The sequence below is a fragment of the Streptomyces sp. NBC_00872 genome (genome assembly GCF_045161915.1).
Lineage (GTDB): Bacteria > Actinomycetota > Actinomycetes > Streptomycetales > Streptomycetaceae > Streptomyces.
In genome coordinates this window covers 5,228,835-5,243,057 of sequence record NZ_CP108806.1, presented here as the reverse complement: position 1 = coordinate 5,243,057, position 14,223 = coordinate 5,228,835, and the positions used below count along the sequence as shown (strand labels likewise).

The window sequence follows — 14,223 nt, the reverse complement described above, 5'->3', positions numbered from 1 at the left end:
CGGCCCCCGTCGTCCCGCCCTGTCGCCCCCGTCGCTACGGCGTCGAACGCGGCAGCGGCGCCGGGCGGCCCTTCGGGCGGCGCAGGCCCGCTTCCGTCAGCCTCCGTACGAGTTCCTTGGAGCCGATCTCCACCGCGCCCGCGCGCACCACATCGCCGTAGCGGTCCGACGGTACGTCGTAGTGATCGCGTTCGAAGGCGCGGAGCGGGCAGCCCGCCTTCGCCGCGAAGGCGTGCAGTTCGTCGTACGAGACATCGCTGACCAGGTGGGACCACATACGGCCGTGCCCCGGCCAGGTCGGCGGGTCGATGTAGAGGGTCACGAGGCGCCCGCCTCGCCCGTGCCGCTCTCCGGATCCGCCCCGGCACCTCCCGGCAGCGATCCCAGCACCCCCAGCGATCCCACCGCCGCGATCACCACCCCCGCCTTCCCGCAGACCCAGTGCGGATCAGGCCCCAGCTCCGGTTCCACGTCCAGCGCGTGCGGCTCCGCCTCCACGTCCTCGGCCTCCGCGCAGACCGGGCAGAGGGGCCAGCGGCCGTACCGTTCCATCAGCGCGTCCTGGACGTCCTGGGCCACCAGTCCCGCCACATACGCGGCGCCCTCCGGCCACTGCTCGACCCACCAGCGCCGGTGCGACACCGACTCCTCCACCAGGGACACCACCTCCGCGCGCGCCACATCGCCCGCGATCAGATCGGCCAGCACCAGCGCACGCGCGGAGTGCAGCACCCGCTCCAGCGGGTCCACGCCGGCCCGGGGATCCGCCTCATCCATACGGTCGTCGGTCTGGTCATCCATCCGGTCGTCCATTCACCCATTGTCACGGACGGCGGGGGGTTGACGACCGGCCAAATCCGAAAATATCTTTCAAAGGTGACCCAAGATGTGAAGGAAATTTTCAGCGGTGACCCGCCACCCGCACCCGCCGCACTCGCCGCCAAGGTGCGGACCCTCGCGCCCACGATGACGCGCTCCATGCAGCTCGTCGCCGAGGCCGTGGCGGGCGATCCGGCCGGCTGCGCCGCGCTCACGGTCACCGGCCTCGCGGAGCTGACCGGCACGAGCGAGGCCACCGTCGTCCGCACCGCCCGGCTCCTCGGCTATCCCGGCTACCGCGATCTGCGCCTCGCCCTCGCCGGCCTCGCCGCACAGCAGCAGTCCGGCCGCGCCCCCGCCGTCACGGCCGACATAGCCGTGGACGACCCGATCGCCGACGTCGTCGCCAAGCTCGCCTACGACGAACAGCAGACCCTCGCCGACACCGCCGCCGCGCTCGACACCGTCCAGCTCGGTGCCGTCGTCGCGGCGGCCGCGGCGGCCCGGCGGATCGACATCTACGGCGTCGGCGCCTCCGCCCTCGTCGGCATGGACCTCGCGCAGAAGCTGCTCCGTATCGGCCTGATCGCCCACGCCCACTCCGACCCGCATCTCGCCGTCACCAACGCCGTCCAGCTCCGCTCCGGCGACATGGCCATCGCGATCACCCACTCCGGCTCCACCGGCGATGTCATAGAACCGCTCCGGGTCGCCTTCGACCACGGCGCGACGACGGTCGCGATCACCGGCCGCCCGGACGGTCCCGTGTCGCAGTACGCCGACCATGTACTGACGACCTCCACCGCCCGCGAGAGCGAGCTGCGCCCGGCCGCCATGTCGAGCCGTACGAGCCAGCTCCTGGTGGTCGACTGCCTGTTCATAGGGGTCGCCCAGCGTACGTACGAGACGGCGGCCCCCGCCCTCTCCGCGTCGTACGAGGCTCTCGCGCACCGGCACAGCCCCCGCAGCACGAGCCGCTGAACCACTGCCTCACAAAGGTCCACAGAGATCTGCAAAGGCCCACAAAGGCACCCGCACCCGCACCTGCACCCGCACCCCCTCATCACGCAGAAAGAGCCGTCCCGTCATGACCTCTCAGTACGGCCGACAGGGCCGGTCGGACCAGTACGGCCGGTACGACGAACTCCGCGCGCAGCTCGACACCCTCACCACCGAGGCCTTCCGCCCCGAGCTGGCGGAGATCGACACCCTGCCCACCCTCGACATCGCCCGGCTCATGAACGGCGAGGACACCACCGTCCCCGCCGCCGTCGCCGCCCAGCTCCCCCGGATCGCCGCCGCCATCGACGGCATCGCCGAGCGCATGGCCCGCGGCGGCCGGCTGATCTACGCGGGCGCCGGCACGGCGGGACGGCTCGGCATCCTCGACGCCAGCGAGTGCCCGCCCACCTTCAACACCGACGCGGACGACGTCATCGGTCTGATCGCGGGCGGCCCCGGCGCCATGGTGACCTCCGTCGAAGGCGCCGAGGACTCCAGGGAACTGGCCGCCGCCGACCTCACCGCCACCAAGCTCACCGCCACCGACTCGGTGGTCGGTATCTCCGCCTCCGGCCGCACCCCGTACGCGATCGGCGCGGTCGAGCACGCCCGCTCCCTCGGCGCGCTCACCATCGGCCTCTCCTGCAACGCGGACAGCGCGCTCGCCGCCGCCGCCGACCACGGCATCGAGGTCGTCGTGGGCCCCGAACTACTCACCGGCTCCACCCGTCTCAAGGCCGGTACGGCACAGAAGCTCGTCCTCAACATGCTCTCGACGATCACCATGATCCGGCTCGGCAAGACCTACGGAAACCTCATGGTCGACGTCCGCGCCTCCAACGAGAAGCTGCGCGCACGCTCCCGCCGTATCGTCTCGCTCGCCACCGGCGCCTCGGACGAGCGGATCGAGACCGCGCTCGCCGCCACCGACGGCGAGGTGAAGCCCGCCATCCTCACCATCCTCGGCTCCGTCGACGGCCCCACCGCCGCCACGCTCCTCGCCGACTCCCAGGGCCACCTGCGCGCCGCGCTGAGGGCCGCCCGTACCACCACCGACACCACCACCGACACCACCACCGACACCGACTGACGTACCACCACCGACCGAAAGACCCCGCACCATGGCACCAACACCTCCCGGCCCTTCCGGAACAGACAAGAACCGCGCCACGGCCGAGGCGATCCTCCCGCTCGTAGGCGGCGCGGGGAACGTCACGTCCGTCGCCCACTGCATGACCCGTCTCCGTCTCGGCCTGCGCGACCGGTCGCTGGTCCAGGAGGAGTCGCTCAGGGCGCTCCCGGCCGTCCTGGGGGTGGTGGAGGACGAGACGTATCAGATCGTTCTCGGTCCGGGCGCGGTCGCACGGGTCACCCCGGAGTTCGAAGCGCTGGTGGAGGCAGGTCGGACGGAAACCCCGGCGCCCACCCCGGCCACGCCCACCTCCGCCACCGCGACCGCCACCTCCGCCACGGCCACCGCCCTGGCCGCGCAAGGCGCCGCGATCAAGCAGGCCCGGAAGGCCAAAAACGCCACCCCGTTCAAGCTCTTCCTCCGCCGGATCGCCAATATCTTCGTCCCGCTGATCCCTGCCCTGATCGGCTGCGGCATCATCGCGGGCCTCAACGGCCTGCTGACCAATCTCCACTGGCTGCCCGCCCTCGTCCCCGCCCTCGCCGCGCTCGCGTCCGGCTTCATGTCGCTGATCGCGGTCTTCGTCGGCTACAACACGGCGAAGGAGTTCGGCGGTACACCGGTCCTGGGCGGCGCGGTCGCCGCGATCATCGTCTTCCCGGGCGTCGCGAACATCGACGCGTTCGGCCGGAAACTCGCACCGGGCCAGGGCGGCGTCCTGGGCGCGCTGGGCGCGGCGGTGCTCGCGGTGTACGTGGAAAAGTGGTGCAGGCGCCGGGTACCGGAAGCCCTCGACGTCCTCCTCACCCCCACCCTCACCGTCCTCGTCTCCGGTCTGGTCACCGTCTTCGGTCTGATGTACGTGGCGGGCGAAGCCTCCACCGCCATCGGGGACTTCGCCAACTGGCTGCTGAGAAACGGCGGTTCGGGCGCCGGCTTCGTCCTCGGCGGTCTCTTCCTGCCACTGGTGATGCTGGGCCTGCACCAGGCCCTGATCCCCATCCACACGACCCTGATCCAGCAGCAGGGCTTCACGGTCCTCCTCCCCATCCTCGCCATGGCGGGCGCGGGCCAGGTCGGCGCGGCGATGGCGGTCTACTTCCGCCTCCCCCGCAACGGTTCCATCCGTCGCACCATCAGATCCGCGCTCCCGGCGGGCCTGCTGGGCGTCGGCGAACCCCTGATCTACGGTGTCTCGCTCCCCCTCGGCCGCCCCTTCGTCACGGCGTGTGTCGGCGGCGCGTTCGGCGGCGGCTTCGTGGGCCTGTTCAACCAGCTCGGCGCGGAAGTCGGCTCGACGGCGATCGGCCCGTCCGGCTGGGCACTGTTCCCCCTGCTCGACGGCAACAAGGGCCTGGGCGAGATGGTCACGGTGTACGGCGGCGGCCTGCTGGTCGGCTACGCGGCGGGCTTCGTGGCCACGTACTACTTCGGCTTCACGAGGACGATGCTGCGGGAGCTGAACGTACCCACGGATACGGATACAAATACGGATACGGAACCAACCCCAGCGCCACCCCACCCGGAACCGGAACCGGCCACGGAACCGGCCCGCGCCTGACCGTACGACGAGCCCGACCGTACGACGGCGGCACCCCGGAGAAGGGGCGCCGCCCAGGAAGTCACAGACCTACAGACATACGGGCTACCGGCCTACATCGGCGTGTTCCCCCGCGTGCCCACTCCCCGCCACGGTACGCAGGAACCGCACCAGATCGTCCGCGCCGTACCCGAGCCGGGGCCCGCGCTCGGCGGCCATCAGCAACAACTGTCCGACGATCTCACCGCCCCAGCCGTCCGTACCGTCGTTCCACCACTCCCAGAGCTTCTCGATCCCCAGATCGCACATGAGCAGGCCGTGCTCGGCCCTGATCTCCGCGCACACCGGACCCACCGCGTCCAGCAGGGTCGCCCCCGGCCGCCGGCAGCGCAGCCCGAAGTACTGCCCGTACCGCTCCACCTCGCACCCCTCGGGCGGCAGGGCCTTCAGCCGGTCATAACGGGGATCGTCAAAGCCCGGGTACTCCTCGACCGGACAGTGGATCAGCTTGAACGTCTGCGTCTTGTCGAACATCCCCGTCTCACCCATGTGCGTCTCGTGCGTCTCGTGCGTCTCGTGCGTTTCGTGCGTCTGGTGCGCTTCTCGCGTCTGGTGCGCTTCTTGCGTCTCGCTCACGGCAGCAGCCGCCTCTCCCGGTTCATCTCCGTCACCCGCGCCCGCAGCACCTCACCGGGCGGCGCCGGGTGGACGGTCTGCTGCGGGCAGTTCCACTCCGCCCCACCGCTCGGCGGCCTGAGCCGGACGTATCCGCTGTCCACACTCATCACCCGCCCCACACGCCCGTCGCGCGAATCGACGGCGTACGAACCGGGCTCAGGCGTGTACGTCATCGCCGGCCCCCTCCCGTACGGCGGCCAGTACGGCGCCGAGCCGCAGCGCGGTGGGCAGATCGCAGCGTCCGAGATCGACCAGCGGTACGGGCGCCTCGCCGAGGCACGACGCGGGGACGATCCGCAGCGTATGCAACGTCACCCCCACCGCCGCGAGCCCGGCCTGTAGCGCCTCCACAGCATCCTCGGCGGCGCGTACGTGTGTGGCGACCATGCGCCGGTCTTCTCTTATGTCGTAGGTAACCATGATTTGTCGTCTCCACGCTATGTATCTGCTTTCACCACACAGCGTGGTCATCAGTGGCTAGCCTGACCAGACGCAGCAGACAAACATCGCTACGTGTTCCGGAGGAGCACCTGTGCCTCAGCAGCTCAAGCCACTTGACCCGACGTCATCACCGCGCGCCATGCTCGGCGCGGAAGTCAGGTACCACCGTGAGAGAAAGGGCATGTCCCAGGGCGAACTGGGACGACCGCTGTTCGTAAGTGGCGCGTTCGTCGGGATGTTGGAGATGGGCGTCCGGCGGATGCAGCCGGAGTTCGCCGTCAAGCTCGACGAGATCTTCGGGACCGGGGAGTTCTTCGTCCGGAACTGCGAGGTGCTGAAGAAGTCGAAGTATCCGGAGCACTTCGCGGAGGCGGTGGAGGCCGAGGCGACGGCAAAAATGATCAAGGAGTATTCGCCGTTGCTGATTCCGGGCCTGTTGCAGACGGAGTCGTACGCGAGGGCGATCTTCCGTGCGGGGCTGCCGCTGGCGACGGAGGACAGGATCGACGAGCTGGTACTGGCTCGGCTGGCCCGGGGCAAGTTACTCAAAGACCCTACCGAGCCGGTGGTTTGGGTCGTACTGGACGAAGCCGTTCTACGCCGGGCCGCTGGTGGCCCGGCGGCCATGGCCGAGGTACTGCGTCATATCGCCGCGCTCGTCCGGCGGCACCGCATCATCATGCAAGTCCTTCCGTTTGCGGCAGGCGCACACGCGGCGCTGGAGGGCGCCATCAAGCTGATGACCTTCTCGGACGCAGCGCCGCTCGCCTACCTGGAGGGCATGAATTCGGGCCAACTGGTCGACGACCCGTCCTCGGTGGACCGCTTCGCGCTGACCTACGATCTGCTTGAGGCCAGCGCATTGTCACCGGAAAAGTCCTTGGCCCTGCTGGAATCAGTGGCGGAGGATTACGCGCATGAAGAGCAGCGGGAATGAGTACGACCTGAGCGCCGCGTCCTGGCACAAGTCCAGCTACAGCGGGGCCAGTGGCGGCAATTGCCTCGAAGTCGCCGATGGCCTCACCGGCATCGTGCCCGTCCGTGACTCCAAGGACCCCGCCGGACCCGTCCTCACCTTCCGGGCAACCGCCTGGTCGGCGTTCGTCACCCAGGTCAAGGCGGCCTGAGGGCCGGTACGTCGCCGGGGCCGGCCCTCAAGCAAGCCCCGGCGACGCGGTGTTGCCCGACCGTCAGCCGTAGAAGTTGCGCTGCCAGCGGTGCTTGGCCAGTACGGCGAGCTGGTCGGCGGTGAGCGCGCGGCCGTCGCTCAGGGCGGTGTTGCGCTCGACGTTGCGTACGGTGCGCATGCCCGGGATGACGGTGGAGACCGCCGGGGAACTCAGCACGAACCGCAGCGCGGTCTCGGCGATCTCGTCGGGGGCGATACCGAGGTCGGCGACGATCGCGGCCACATGCTCTTCGACCTGGGCCGGGCGGTCGTCGCGGAAGTAGCGGTTGCGCCAGTCGCCTTCGGGGAACGTCGTACCGGCGGTGATCCGACCCGTAAGGCCGCCCTCGTCCAGGGCCACCCGCACGATGACACCGACGCCGTGCTCCTCACAGGCGGGGAGCAGCGCGTCGGCGGGTGCCTGGTCGAAGATGTTGTAGATGACCTGCACGCTGTCGACGGCGCCGCTGCGGACGAGCGCGAGGGCGTTGTCGGGCTGGTGGTCGTTGATGGAGACGCCGAACAGGCCGATCTTTCCCTCCTGCTTCAGTTCGGTGATCGTCTCCAGCCAGTCGCCGCGGCCGACCCATTCGTCGCTCCAGACATGGAACTGGAGCACGTCGAAGTGGTCCAGGCCGCTGGTGCTCAGACTGGTTTCCAGACTTTCGCGGATATGCGCGCCGGGGTAGGTCTCGGCGGGGTCGAGGCCGTCGGGCGCGGGCCAGACGCGGTTCTTCGGCGGCACTTTGGTCGCCACGCGGACCTCGTCACCGGCGGCAGCCCGCTCGCGGACGACCCGGCCGACGATCCGCTCGCTCTCGCCGTAGCCGCGGGCGGTGTCGATGAAGTTCACGCCGAGGTCGATGGCCTTGTTCAGGGCGCGTACGGATTCGTCCTCCGTGGCGCCGATCCAGGCGGACTCACCGATACCCCACGCGCCGTAACCGATCTCGGACACGGACAGTCCACTGCGTCCCAGCTCGCGGTAGCGCACAATCATCCTCCACGTCGTGATCGCCGGCCCGGCATCCGGGCGGGCCGGGCCGGACCCAAGCCTAGGGTCTTTCCCACGGGGATTCCCGTCCCCGATCCCCGCCCCCACTCCCGCTCCTCGTCCCCGATCCCCGTCCTCGCCTATGGTGGGAAAGGTGCTGGAGTGGACCGACCGAGACGTGGACGGACTCCTGGTCCGCGAGGCCCGTGACCCCGAGGTGCGGGAGCGGGGCCGGATACTGCTGGTGCCCGGGTCCATGCAGGGCTGGTGGGCGTACGAGCGGTGGATGCCGGTGTTCGCGGAGGCGGGCTGGACGCCGCTGGCGATGTCGTTGCCCAACCACACCGGTTCCCGGGCCGTCCCGGAAGCGGAGTTCCTCGCGTACACGACGGGTGACTACGCGAACGCGGTCCGTACGACCCTGAACAGCCTCCTCCCCGACCAGGACTTTCGGCCGCCCGTCCTGCTGGGGCACAGCATGGGCGGTCTGGTGGCCCAGTTGGTTGCCGAGGCGTACGTTCCGTATGCCCTGGTGCTGGTCTCGACCGTGGGGCCGGGGCAGCTCGGGCCGATGCGGTCGACGGCGTATCCGAAGGACCGGCCGGTGACGATGACCCGGGAGCAGGTCCAGGAGGTGTGGTTCCGCCATATCGCGGAGGAGGATCTCGACGCGCTGATGGACCGCCTCACCCCCGAGTCGCCGAACGTGATGAACCAGTACAGCAACGGCAGCGTCACCGTCGACCCCGCCGCCATCCGCTGCCCGGTCCTGGTGGTGGGACCGGAGAACGACCGTACGCCGGTCCATGACACCCGTACCGTCGCGGAACTGCTGGGCGCGACCCCGGTCGTCGTCCCGAACGTCGGCCACGACATGCTGCTGGAACGGCCGGGCCTGCCCGCGGCCTCCACGATCGTCTCCTGGCTCGACACCCTCACCCCGGCCGCCGGCCCGTGGGATCCACGGGAATCCGACCGCGGTCCTACGGCCCGGAGACGATGAGGGCGGCTGCCCGCTCCGCGATGCCGTAGACGGCCGCCATCGTGTTGGCCGCGGGAATGGAGGGAATCACGGACGCGTCGGCGACACGCAAACCGGTGATGCCGTGTACGCGGAGCAGCGGGTCGACCACGGCCATGGCGTCCGTACCGATCCTGGACGTGCCGACGGCATGCCAGTAGGGGCTGTAACTGTCCCTGATGTAGTCGCGGAGGTCGCCGTCGTCGGTGACCTCGGGGCCCGGGTGCGCCTCTCGTAGCCGCCACGGGTCCAGCGCCGGTGCCGCGCCGATCTTCCGTGCGATCCGCAGGGCGGTGAGCATGCCGTCGAGATCGCGGGGGTCGCTGAGATAGCGCGGCTCGACTAGGGGGGCGGAGTCCGGTGCCGGATCGGCCAGCCTGACCGTTCCCCGGCTCTTCGGGATCATCACGGAGAAGGCGATCGTGTAGCCGTTCTCGGGCCCGAAACGCGGTGGCAGGTAGCGGGCGCTGCTGAACATGATGAATTGCAGAGCCGGGCGCCGCCCGCCTCCGGGGCCCGAGTGGTCCGCGTACCCGGGGTCGTGGACGACCCCGCTCACCTCCGCGTGGTTGTTCTCCCCGCGCGGGACCGGCCGCGCCGCCTCATAGGCGACACCGGTGATGGGATGGTCGTGCAGATTCGCGCCGACGCCCGGGAGATCGAGGACCGGGTCGACACCGGTGTCCCGGAGATGGGACACGGGACCGATGCCGGAGCGCAGGAGCAGATGCGGGGTGCCGACCGCGCCTGCCGCGAGGATGACCTCTTCTGTACACAGGGCCGTACACCGGGCCGTGTGGACAGCGGCCTGGCGCCGGCCCTGGGCTCCGTATCCGCCGCCGTATCCGCCGCCGTATTCGACACCCACGCACCGGCCGTCCTCGACGAGCACCCGGTTCACCAGGGCGTCGGTCACGATGGTCAGGTTCTCCCGGTCCCTGACCGCGGGTGTCAGATACGCGTCGGCGGACGTGAGGCGCCGGCCCCGCTCGATGGACAAGTCGTGCAGGCCGATGCCCTCTTCGAGACCGCTGCTGGGATCGGCGGCCCTGGGCAGGCCGGCTTCGCAGGCCGCGTCGAGCAGTGCGCGGGTGACGGGGTTGCGGTCGACGGCGGCCCGTACGGTCAGTGGGCCGTCGGTTCCGCGTACGGCGGCGTCCCGGCCGGCGGCGTTCTCGCACCGTTTGAAGAAGGGGAGAAGGTCGTCGAACCCCCACCCGGCGGCGCCTTCGCCGGGCCAGACGTCGTAGCCGCTCCGGTGCCCGCGGACGAACACCATGCCGTTCATATCGGTCGAGCCGCCCAGCGCCTTTCCTCGCGAGAGGATGGAGGACCGCTTGGTGGCCTCGTCGAACGCCACGTCACCCCAGTCGCAGGGGCTCCCGATCAGATCGGTCCACGCACGCGGAACGGCCGCCGCTTCCGGCGGTTCCGCGGGCCCCGCCTCCACCAGCAGCACGCGCGCCCCGGGCCGCTCCGACAGACGTGCCGCCAGTACGCACCCGGCTGTTCCGCCGCCGACGACGACGTACTCGTACTCTTGCTCGGCCGATCCCGATCCCGATCCCGATCCCGGTCCTGGCCCTGGCCCTGGTCCTGGCCCTGGCCCTGGTCCTGGTCCCGATCCTGGTCCCGCCACCTGTACCGTCCGCCTCACCCCCGAGGCTTCATCAGCAGGAATTCCAGGATAGATCCGCGCCTCCCCCCACCGCACACGCTGTCCCCGGCGGGGTCCCGGTCAGGCTGCCGCCCGTTCCGCCCCGCTGCGTTCCACGCACAGCTCGTTTCCCTCCGGGTCCGCGAGGGTCGCCCAGCCCGTGCCGTCCGGGCGGCGGTGGTCGGCCACGAGGGTGGCGCCGAGGGCGAGGAGGCGGTCGACCTCCTCGTCACGGGTACGGTCCTGGGGCTGGAGATCCAGATGGACCCTGTTCTTGGTGGACTTGGCCTCGGGCACGGTGACGAACAGCAGCGCGGTCCCCGGCGCCGTCACCACGGCCTCCGGGTCCCCCGGGTGATCGTCCTCCGCCAGTGAGCCTCCGAGCACCTCGGCCCAGAAACCGCCGAGGGCGTATGCGTCGGCGCAGTCGATCGTGATGTGTCGTACAAGGGAGGTCATGCGGGCCACTGTGGATCGTCACGACCACCCTGTCCAAACAGTTTCCGGTGGCTCGGGCGGCCCAGGCGGGTCCAACAGCCCCAGCGGCCCAAGCGACTTCGGCGGCTTCGGCGGCTTCGGCGGCCTCAGCGGCTTCGGCGGCTTCGGCGGCTTCGGCGGCTTCGGCGGACAAAGGCCAGCGTGGCAACGGCCTGGGTGGCGGCGGCGGTCAGGAGGGCGGTGGTGAGGGAACGGGCGGCGAGGGGAGCGGTCAGGGCCGCGCCCAGGGCGAACCCGGTGATCTTCAGACTGGCGCCGGTGGTGAAGATCTGGCCGCGCGACCGCTCCGGGGCCTCGCGGTGGCGTATCGCGAACAGGGCCGCCAGCTGCGGGCCTTCGCCCAGACCGGCGATCAGCATCGCGGTGATGAGCAGAACCGGTCGGCCGGTCGCGGCGAGGAGCAGTGCGACGGTGAGAGCGATCGTGGCGCACGGGAGGACGGTGTCGGGGCGCATCAGCCCGGGGTACCGCGACAGCACCGCGTTGGCCACGAGCGCCGAGGCGGCGACGCCGGAGAGCAGGAGGACCCCGTGGTTCGCCGAACCGAACGCCCGCTCTCCGAGCAACGGGCTGCACGCGACCAGAATCCCCTGGCCCACACAGGAGATGACGGACGCCACGGTCGCCCGCGCCAGGGAAGGGGTACGGATGATGGCCCGGAACCCGGCACGAAGATCAACAACAACGGATGTTGGCGTTGGCGCTGTCGTTGGCCCTGGTGACGAGGTCGGGACCGGGGCCGAATCCGTGGTCGGGGCCGGGGCCGGACCGGGATCCGAGTCCGGAGCCAGGGCCGGGACCTCCCCCGGCTCTCCACCCCGTACCCCCGGCAGCCGCCACGCCACCGGAACCGCCGCGGCGATCAGCCCCACGGAGACGATCACCCCGGTCGGCGCCCCCGCCAGTCCCGCGGCCGTGCCCGCCAGCGCCGGGCCCGTCAGGCTCGCGAAGTTGAACGTCATCGCGTCGAGCGCGGTCGCGCGCGGCAGGTCCTTCCGCCCTACGACACAAGGGAGTTGCGCGGTCCAGCCGCCGGACAGGGCCGGTCCCAGCAGGCCCGCGCACACCGCGATCAGGACCGTGGCCACGAGCGGAACGCGCCCGAGGCTCAGAAGAATCACGACGAGGGCCGCCCCGTACGCGCCCAGCGCCACCGCCAGCAGCCGGCCGGGGCGGGCCGATCGGTCGAGCAGGACGCCGAAGACCGGGCCGCCGACCGCCGCCGAGACGGTGATCCCCGCGAGCAGCGCCGTCGCGGTGGACGCCGATCCGGTGACGGCCAGCCCGGCCAGCAGCAGGGCCGGGCCCGACATCTCGTCCCCGGTACGGGCCGCGGCGGCGCCGATGACGTAGCACCGGAGCGTGTAACGCTTTCTCATGCGCGGCACGTTACGTACGTAACGCAAAACTTGACCAGATGCGTTACATTCGCCCCGTGCCACCCCCGAAGCCCACGACGCCCCCGAGGTCCCCGCAGCCCCCGCGCCCACCGCAGCCGGCTCAGCCACCGAAGCCCTCAGCCACCGCCGAGCGAACCGCCGCCCTCATCAACGCCCTGAGCGACGAGGACCCGACGCCGCACACGGTCGCCGCCGTCCTGCGCGAGCACGGCGAGGCCGACCCCGTCGAACTCTCCGCACACGACATCGCCGAGATGCGCGCCGTAGCGGAAATGCTGCGCGAGGTCTTCGCGGCCGGCGACGTCGACACCGCCGCGGCCTCGCTCAACCGGCTTCTGCTTCTGAGCCCCGGGCCCCTCCGGCTCTCCTCGCACGACGGCCTCACCGTCTGGCACCCGCACCTCGACAGCACGGACGACGCACCGTGGGGCGAGTGGTTCCTCGCGTCGTCCTGTCTGGCGCTGACGGTCCTGCTCTGGAACCGCCAGCACCCTCCCGGCGGGGTCTGCGCGTCGGCCAACTGCCGGAACGTCTACGTCAGCCAGGGCAGCGGACTCCCCCGCCGCTACTGCTCCCGCCGCTGCGCGACCCGCGAACGGGTAGCGGCCCACCGCCGCTCCCGGACCTGAACGGACACCACCCCGGGCCCCGGATCACCGTGGGCGCAGGCCCGCCAGCAGGGTCTCGACCGTCTCCGACACCAGCACACCGAGTGGCTTGGCGCCGTTCATACCGGTGGCCGCCAGCACCGCGAGGCCCTGCAACACCGCCAGTACCGTCATATCGACCCGCCCCGTGGTGTCGGGGTCGATATCGCCCCGGGCCCGCGCCTCCGCGAGAAGCAGTACGGGCGCGGCGAACGCCCTGTCGTTCGCCTCCCGCAGCCGGTCGCCGCGTGAGCCCTCCTTCGAGCCATGCATCAGACCCAGCAGCGCCCGGTGCTCGACCGCGAACTCGACATAGATCTGAGCGAAGAGGACCAGCCGCTCGGTGAGATCGCCGAGTTCACCATCCGAGTCATTCAGCGCGGCGTCGAGCCTGCGCCCCAGCCGTTCGTACCCCTCCTCCGCGAGAGCGTCCAGCAGCGCCCGCTTGTCGGAGAAGTGCCGGCGCGGCGCACCGTGGCTCACACCCACGTCGCGGGCGAGTTCGCGCAACGAGAGGCCGTCCGCGCCGTGCTGGGACCGTCCGGTCGACATCCTGATCAACAACGCGGGCGTGGCCAATGTGCCCCTCGGCCGCACCGCCGACGGCTTCGAGACGCACTTCGGCACCAACCACCTCGGCCACTTCGCGCTGACCTGTCTGCTGCTGCCGCGGATCACCGACCGCGTGGTCACCGTCGCGTCCAACGCGCACAAGAAGGCCACGCTCGATCTCGACGACCCGAACTGGCGGCGGCGCCGTTACCGCGCCTCGGCGGCCTACGGACAGTCGAAGCTCGCCAATCTGCTCTTCACCCTCGAACTGCGACGCCGCCTGGCGGACGCCCGTTCACCGCTGCTGGCCCTCGCCGCGCATCCGGGCGCGGCGGCCACCGGACTCAACCGTCATCTCGGGCCCGCCATGTCCCTGGTCGCCGCGACCGTCGGGCGGCTGGTGATGCAGAGCGGCCCGGCCGGAGCCCTGCCGACGCTCTTCGCGGCCACCCAGGACCTCGAAGGCGCCACCTACATCGGCCCGGACGGCCGTGGCGAACAACGCGGCCACCCCACCCGGGCCGTCCGAAGCACCACCGCCCAGGACGCCGCCCTGGCCCGGAAGTTGTGGACCCTCTCCGAAGACCTCACCGCGACGGCGTTCCCTCGCGTCTGACCCCGGAGCCGCCGCAGCAATGACGGGCCCTGTCCGGCGCGCGACGACGGGCCCTCGA

At 70.8% G+C, this 14,223-nt stretch carries 17 protein-coding genes and 1 pseudogene; 8 read left to right on the top strand and 10 right to left on the bottom strand.

Annotated features, from left to right (window positions below; all coding sequences use genetic code 11):
- Window positions 1-34: 34 nt before the first annotated feature.
- Together OG214_RS22590 and OG214_RS22585 are read right to left on the bottom strand one after the other, a co-directional pair.
- A complete protein-coding gene (locus tag OG214_RS22590) occupies window positions 35-322 on the bottom strand; it encodes a DUF4031 domain-containing protein (protein WP_382854768.1) in 288 nt (95 codons plus the stop codon).
- Window positions 319-801: a hypothetical protein gene (locus OG214_RS22585; RefSeq protein WP_405985748.1), complete on the bottom strand. Its 483-nt coding sequence runs from the start codon at window positions 799-801 to the stop codon at window positions 319-321. The genes OG214_RS22590 and OG214_RS22585 overlap by 4 nt, the downstream gene beginning before the upstream one ends.
- A 75-nt stretch (window positions 802-876) precedes the next feature.
- Here OG214_RS22585 and OG214_RS22580 point away from each other — a divergent pair, with 75 nt between their 5' ends.
- From OG214_RS22580 to OG214_RS22570, 3 genes are all read left to right on the top strand, one after another.
- A complete protein-coding gene (locus tag OG214_RS22580) occupies window positions 877-1,800 on the top strand; it encodes a MurR/RpiR family transcriptional regulator (protein ID WP_363082079.1) in 924 nt (307 codons plus the stop codon).
- A gap of 106 nt (window positions 1,801-1,906) precedes the next feature.
- Entirely contained in the window at window positions 1,907-2,911 is a 1,005-nt protein-coding gene (gene murQ / locus OG214_RS22575) for an N-acetylmuramic acid 6-phosphate etherase (RefSeq protein ID WP_405985747.1), read from the top strand.
- 31 nt (window positions 2,912-2,942) lie between these two features.
- Window positions 2,943-4,514, top strand: coding sequence for a PTS transporter subunit EIIC (locus OG214_RS22570; protein WP_405985746.1), 1,572 nt, complete (start codon window positions 2,943-2,945; stop codon window positions 4,512-4,514).
- Window positions 4,515-4,598: 84 nt separating this feature from the next.
- On the opposite strand, the gene OG214_RS22565 is transcribed toward OG214_RS22570, so the two are convergent.
- From OG214_RS22565 to OG214_RS22555, 3 genes are read right to left on the bottom strand one after another with little or no spacing between them, the layout of a single operon-like run.
- The gene (locus OG214_RS22565) at window positions 4,599-5,129 is read right to left on the bottom strand and encodes an amidase (RefSeq protein WP_405985745.1); all 531 of its coding nucleotides are present in this window, start codon (window positions 5,127-5,129) and stop codon (window positions 4,599-4,601) included.
- Window positions 5,126-5,344, bottom strand: coding sequence for a hypothetical protein (locus OG214_RS22560; RefSeq protein ID WP_363082075.1), 219 nt, complete (start codon window positions 5,342-5,344; stop codon window positions 5,126-5,128). Before OG214_RS22560 ends, OG214_RS22565 begins: the two co-directional genes overlap by 4 nt.
- Window positions 5,328-5,558 (bottom strand): hypothetical protein, encoded by a 231-nt coding sequence (locus OG214_RS22555; protein ID WP_382854778.1) that lies wholly within the window; start codon window positions 5,556-5,558, stop codon window positions 5,328-5,330. Before OG214_RS22555 ends, OG214_RS22560 begins: the two co-directional genes overlap by 17 nt.
- A gap of 193 nt (window positions 5,559-5,751) precedes the next feature.
- Between OG214_RS22555 and OG214_RS22550 the strand changes: the two genes are divergently transcribed.
- Both OG214_RS22550 and OG214_RS22545 read left to right on the top strand, forming a co-directional pair.
- A complete protein-coding gene (locus OG214_RS22550) occupies window positions 5,752-6,549 on the top strand; it encodes a Scr1 family TA system antitoxin-like transcriptional regulator (RefSeq protein WP_405987575.1) in 798 nt (265 codons plus the stop codon).
- The gene (locus tag OG214_RS22545; protein ID WP_383037511.1) at window positions 6,530-6,739 is read left to right on the top strand and encodes a DUF397 domain-containing protein; all 210 of its coding nucleotides are present in this window, start codon (window positions 6,530-6,532) and stop codon (window positions 6,737-6,739) included. The genes OG214_RS22550 and OG214_RS22545 overlap by 20 nt, the downstream gene beginning before the upstream one ends.
- Window positions 6,740-6,802: 63 nt before the next feature.
- Here OG214_RS22545 and OG214_RS22540 read toward each other — a convergent pair whose 3' ends face one another.
- A complete protein-coding gene (locus OG214_RS22540; protein ID WP_365902099.1) occupies window positions 6,803-7,774 on the bottom strand; it encodes an aldo/keto reductase in 972 nt (323 codons plus the stop codon).
- A gap of 154 nt (window positions 7,775-7,928) precedes the next feature.
- Here OG214_RS22540 and OG214_RS22535 point away from each other — a divergent pair, with 154 nt between their 5' ends.
- On the top strand, window positions 7,929-8,777 hold the full coding sequence (locus OG214_RS22535; protein WP_405985744.1) for an alpha/beta hydrolase: 849 nt from the start codon (window positions 7,929-7,931) through the stop codon (window positions 8,775-8,777).
- Here OG214_RS22535 and OG214_RS22530 read toward each other — a convergent pair.
- The 3 genes from OG214_RS22530 to OG214_RS22520 all read right to left on the bottom strand — a co-directional run bounded on the left by OG214_RS22530 (window position 8,758) and on the right by OG214_RS22520 (window position 12,329).
- A complete protein-coding gene (locus OG214_RS22530) occupies window positions 8,758-10,290 on the bottom strand; it encodes a GMC family oxidoreductase (RefSeq protein WP_405987574.1) in 1,533 nt (510 codons plus the stop codon). The genes OG214_RS22535 and OG214_RS22530 overlap by 20 nt on opposite strands.
- 243 nt (window positions 10,291-10,533) lie before the next feature.
- Window positions 10,534-10,911: a VOC family protein gene (locus OG214_RS22525; RefSeq protein WP_363082070.1), complete on the bottom strand. Its 378-nt coding sequence runs from the start codon at window positions 10,909-10,911 to the stop codon at window positions 10,534-10,536.
- 125 nt (window positions 10,912-11,036) lie between these two features.
- Window positions 11,037-12,329, bottom strand: coding sequence for an MFS transporter (locus OG214_RS22520; protein ID WP_405985743.1), 1,293 nt, complete (start codon window positions 12,327-12,329; stop codon window positions 11,037-11,039).
- 56 nt (window positions 12,330-12,385) lie between these two features.
- Between OG214_RS22520 and OG214_RS22515 the strand changes: the two genes are divergently transcribed.
- Window positions 12,386-12,979 (top strand): CGNR zinc finger domain-containing protein, encoded by a 594-nt coding sequence (locus OG214_RS22515; RefSeq protein WP_405985742.1) that lies wholly within the window; start codon window positions 12,386-12,388, stop codon window positions 12,977-12,979.
- A gap of 24 nt (window positions 12,980-13,003) precedes the next feature.
- Here the strand turns inward: OG214_RS22515 and OG214_RS22510 are convergent, their stop codons facing one another.
- Entirely contained in the window at window positions 13,004-13,549 is a 546-nt protein-coding gene (locus OG214_RS22510) for a TetR/AcrR family transcriptional regulator (RefSeq protein WP_405985741.1), read from the bottom strand.
- On the opposite strand from OG214_RS22510, the pseudogene OG214_RS22505 reads away from it, so the two are divergent.
- Window positions 13,512-14,165 (top strand): annotated as a pseudogene (locus OG214_RS22505) (SDR family NAD(P)-dependent oxidoreductase); the annotation flags it as partial. The gene OG214_RS22510 and the pseudogene OG214_RS22505 overlap by 38 nt on opposite strands.
- Between the last annotated feature and the right edge of the window lie 58 nt (window positions 14,166-14,223).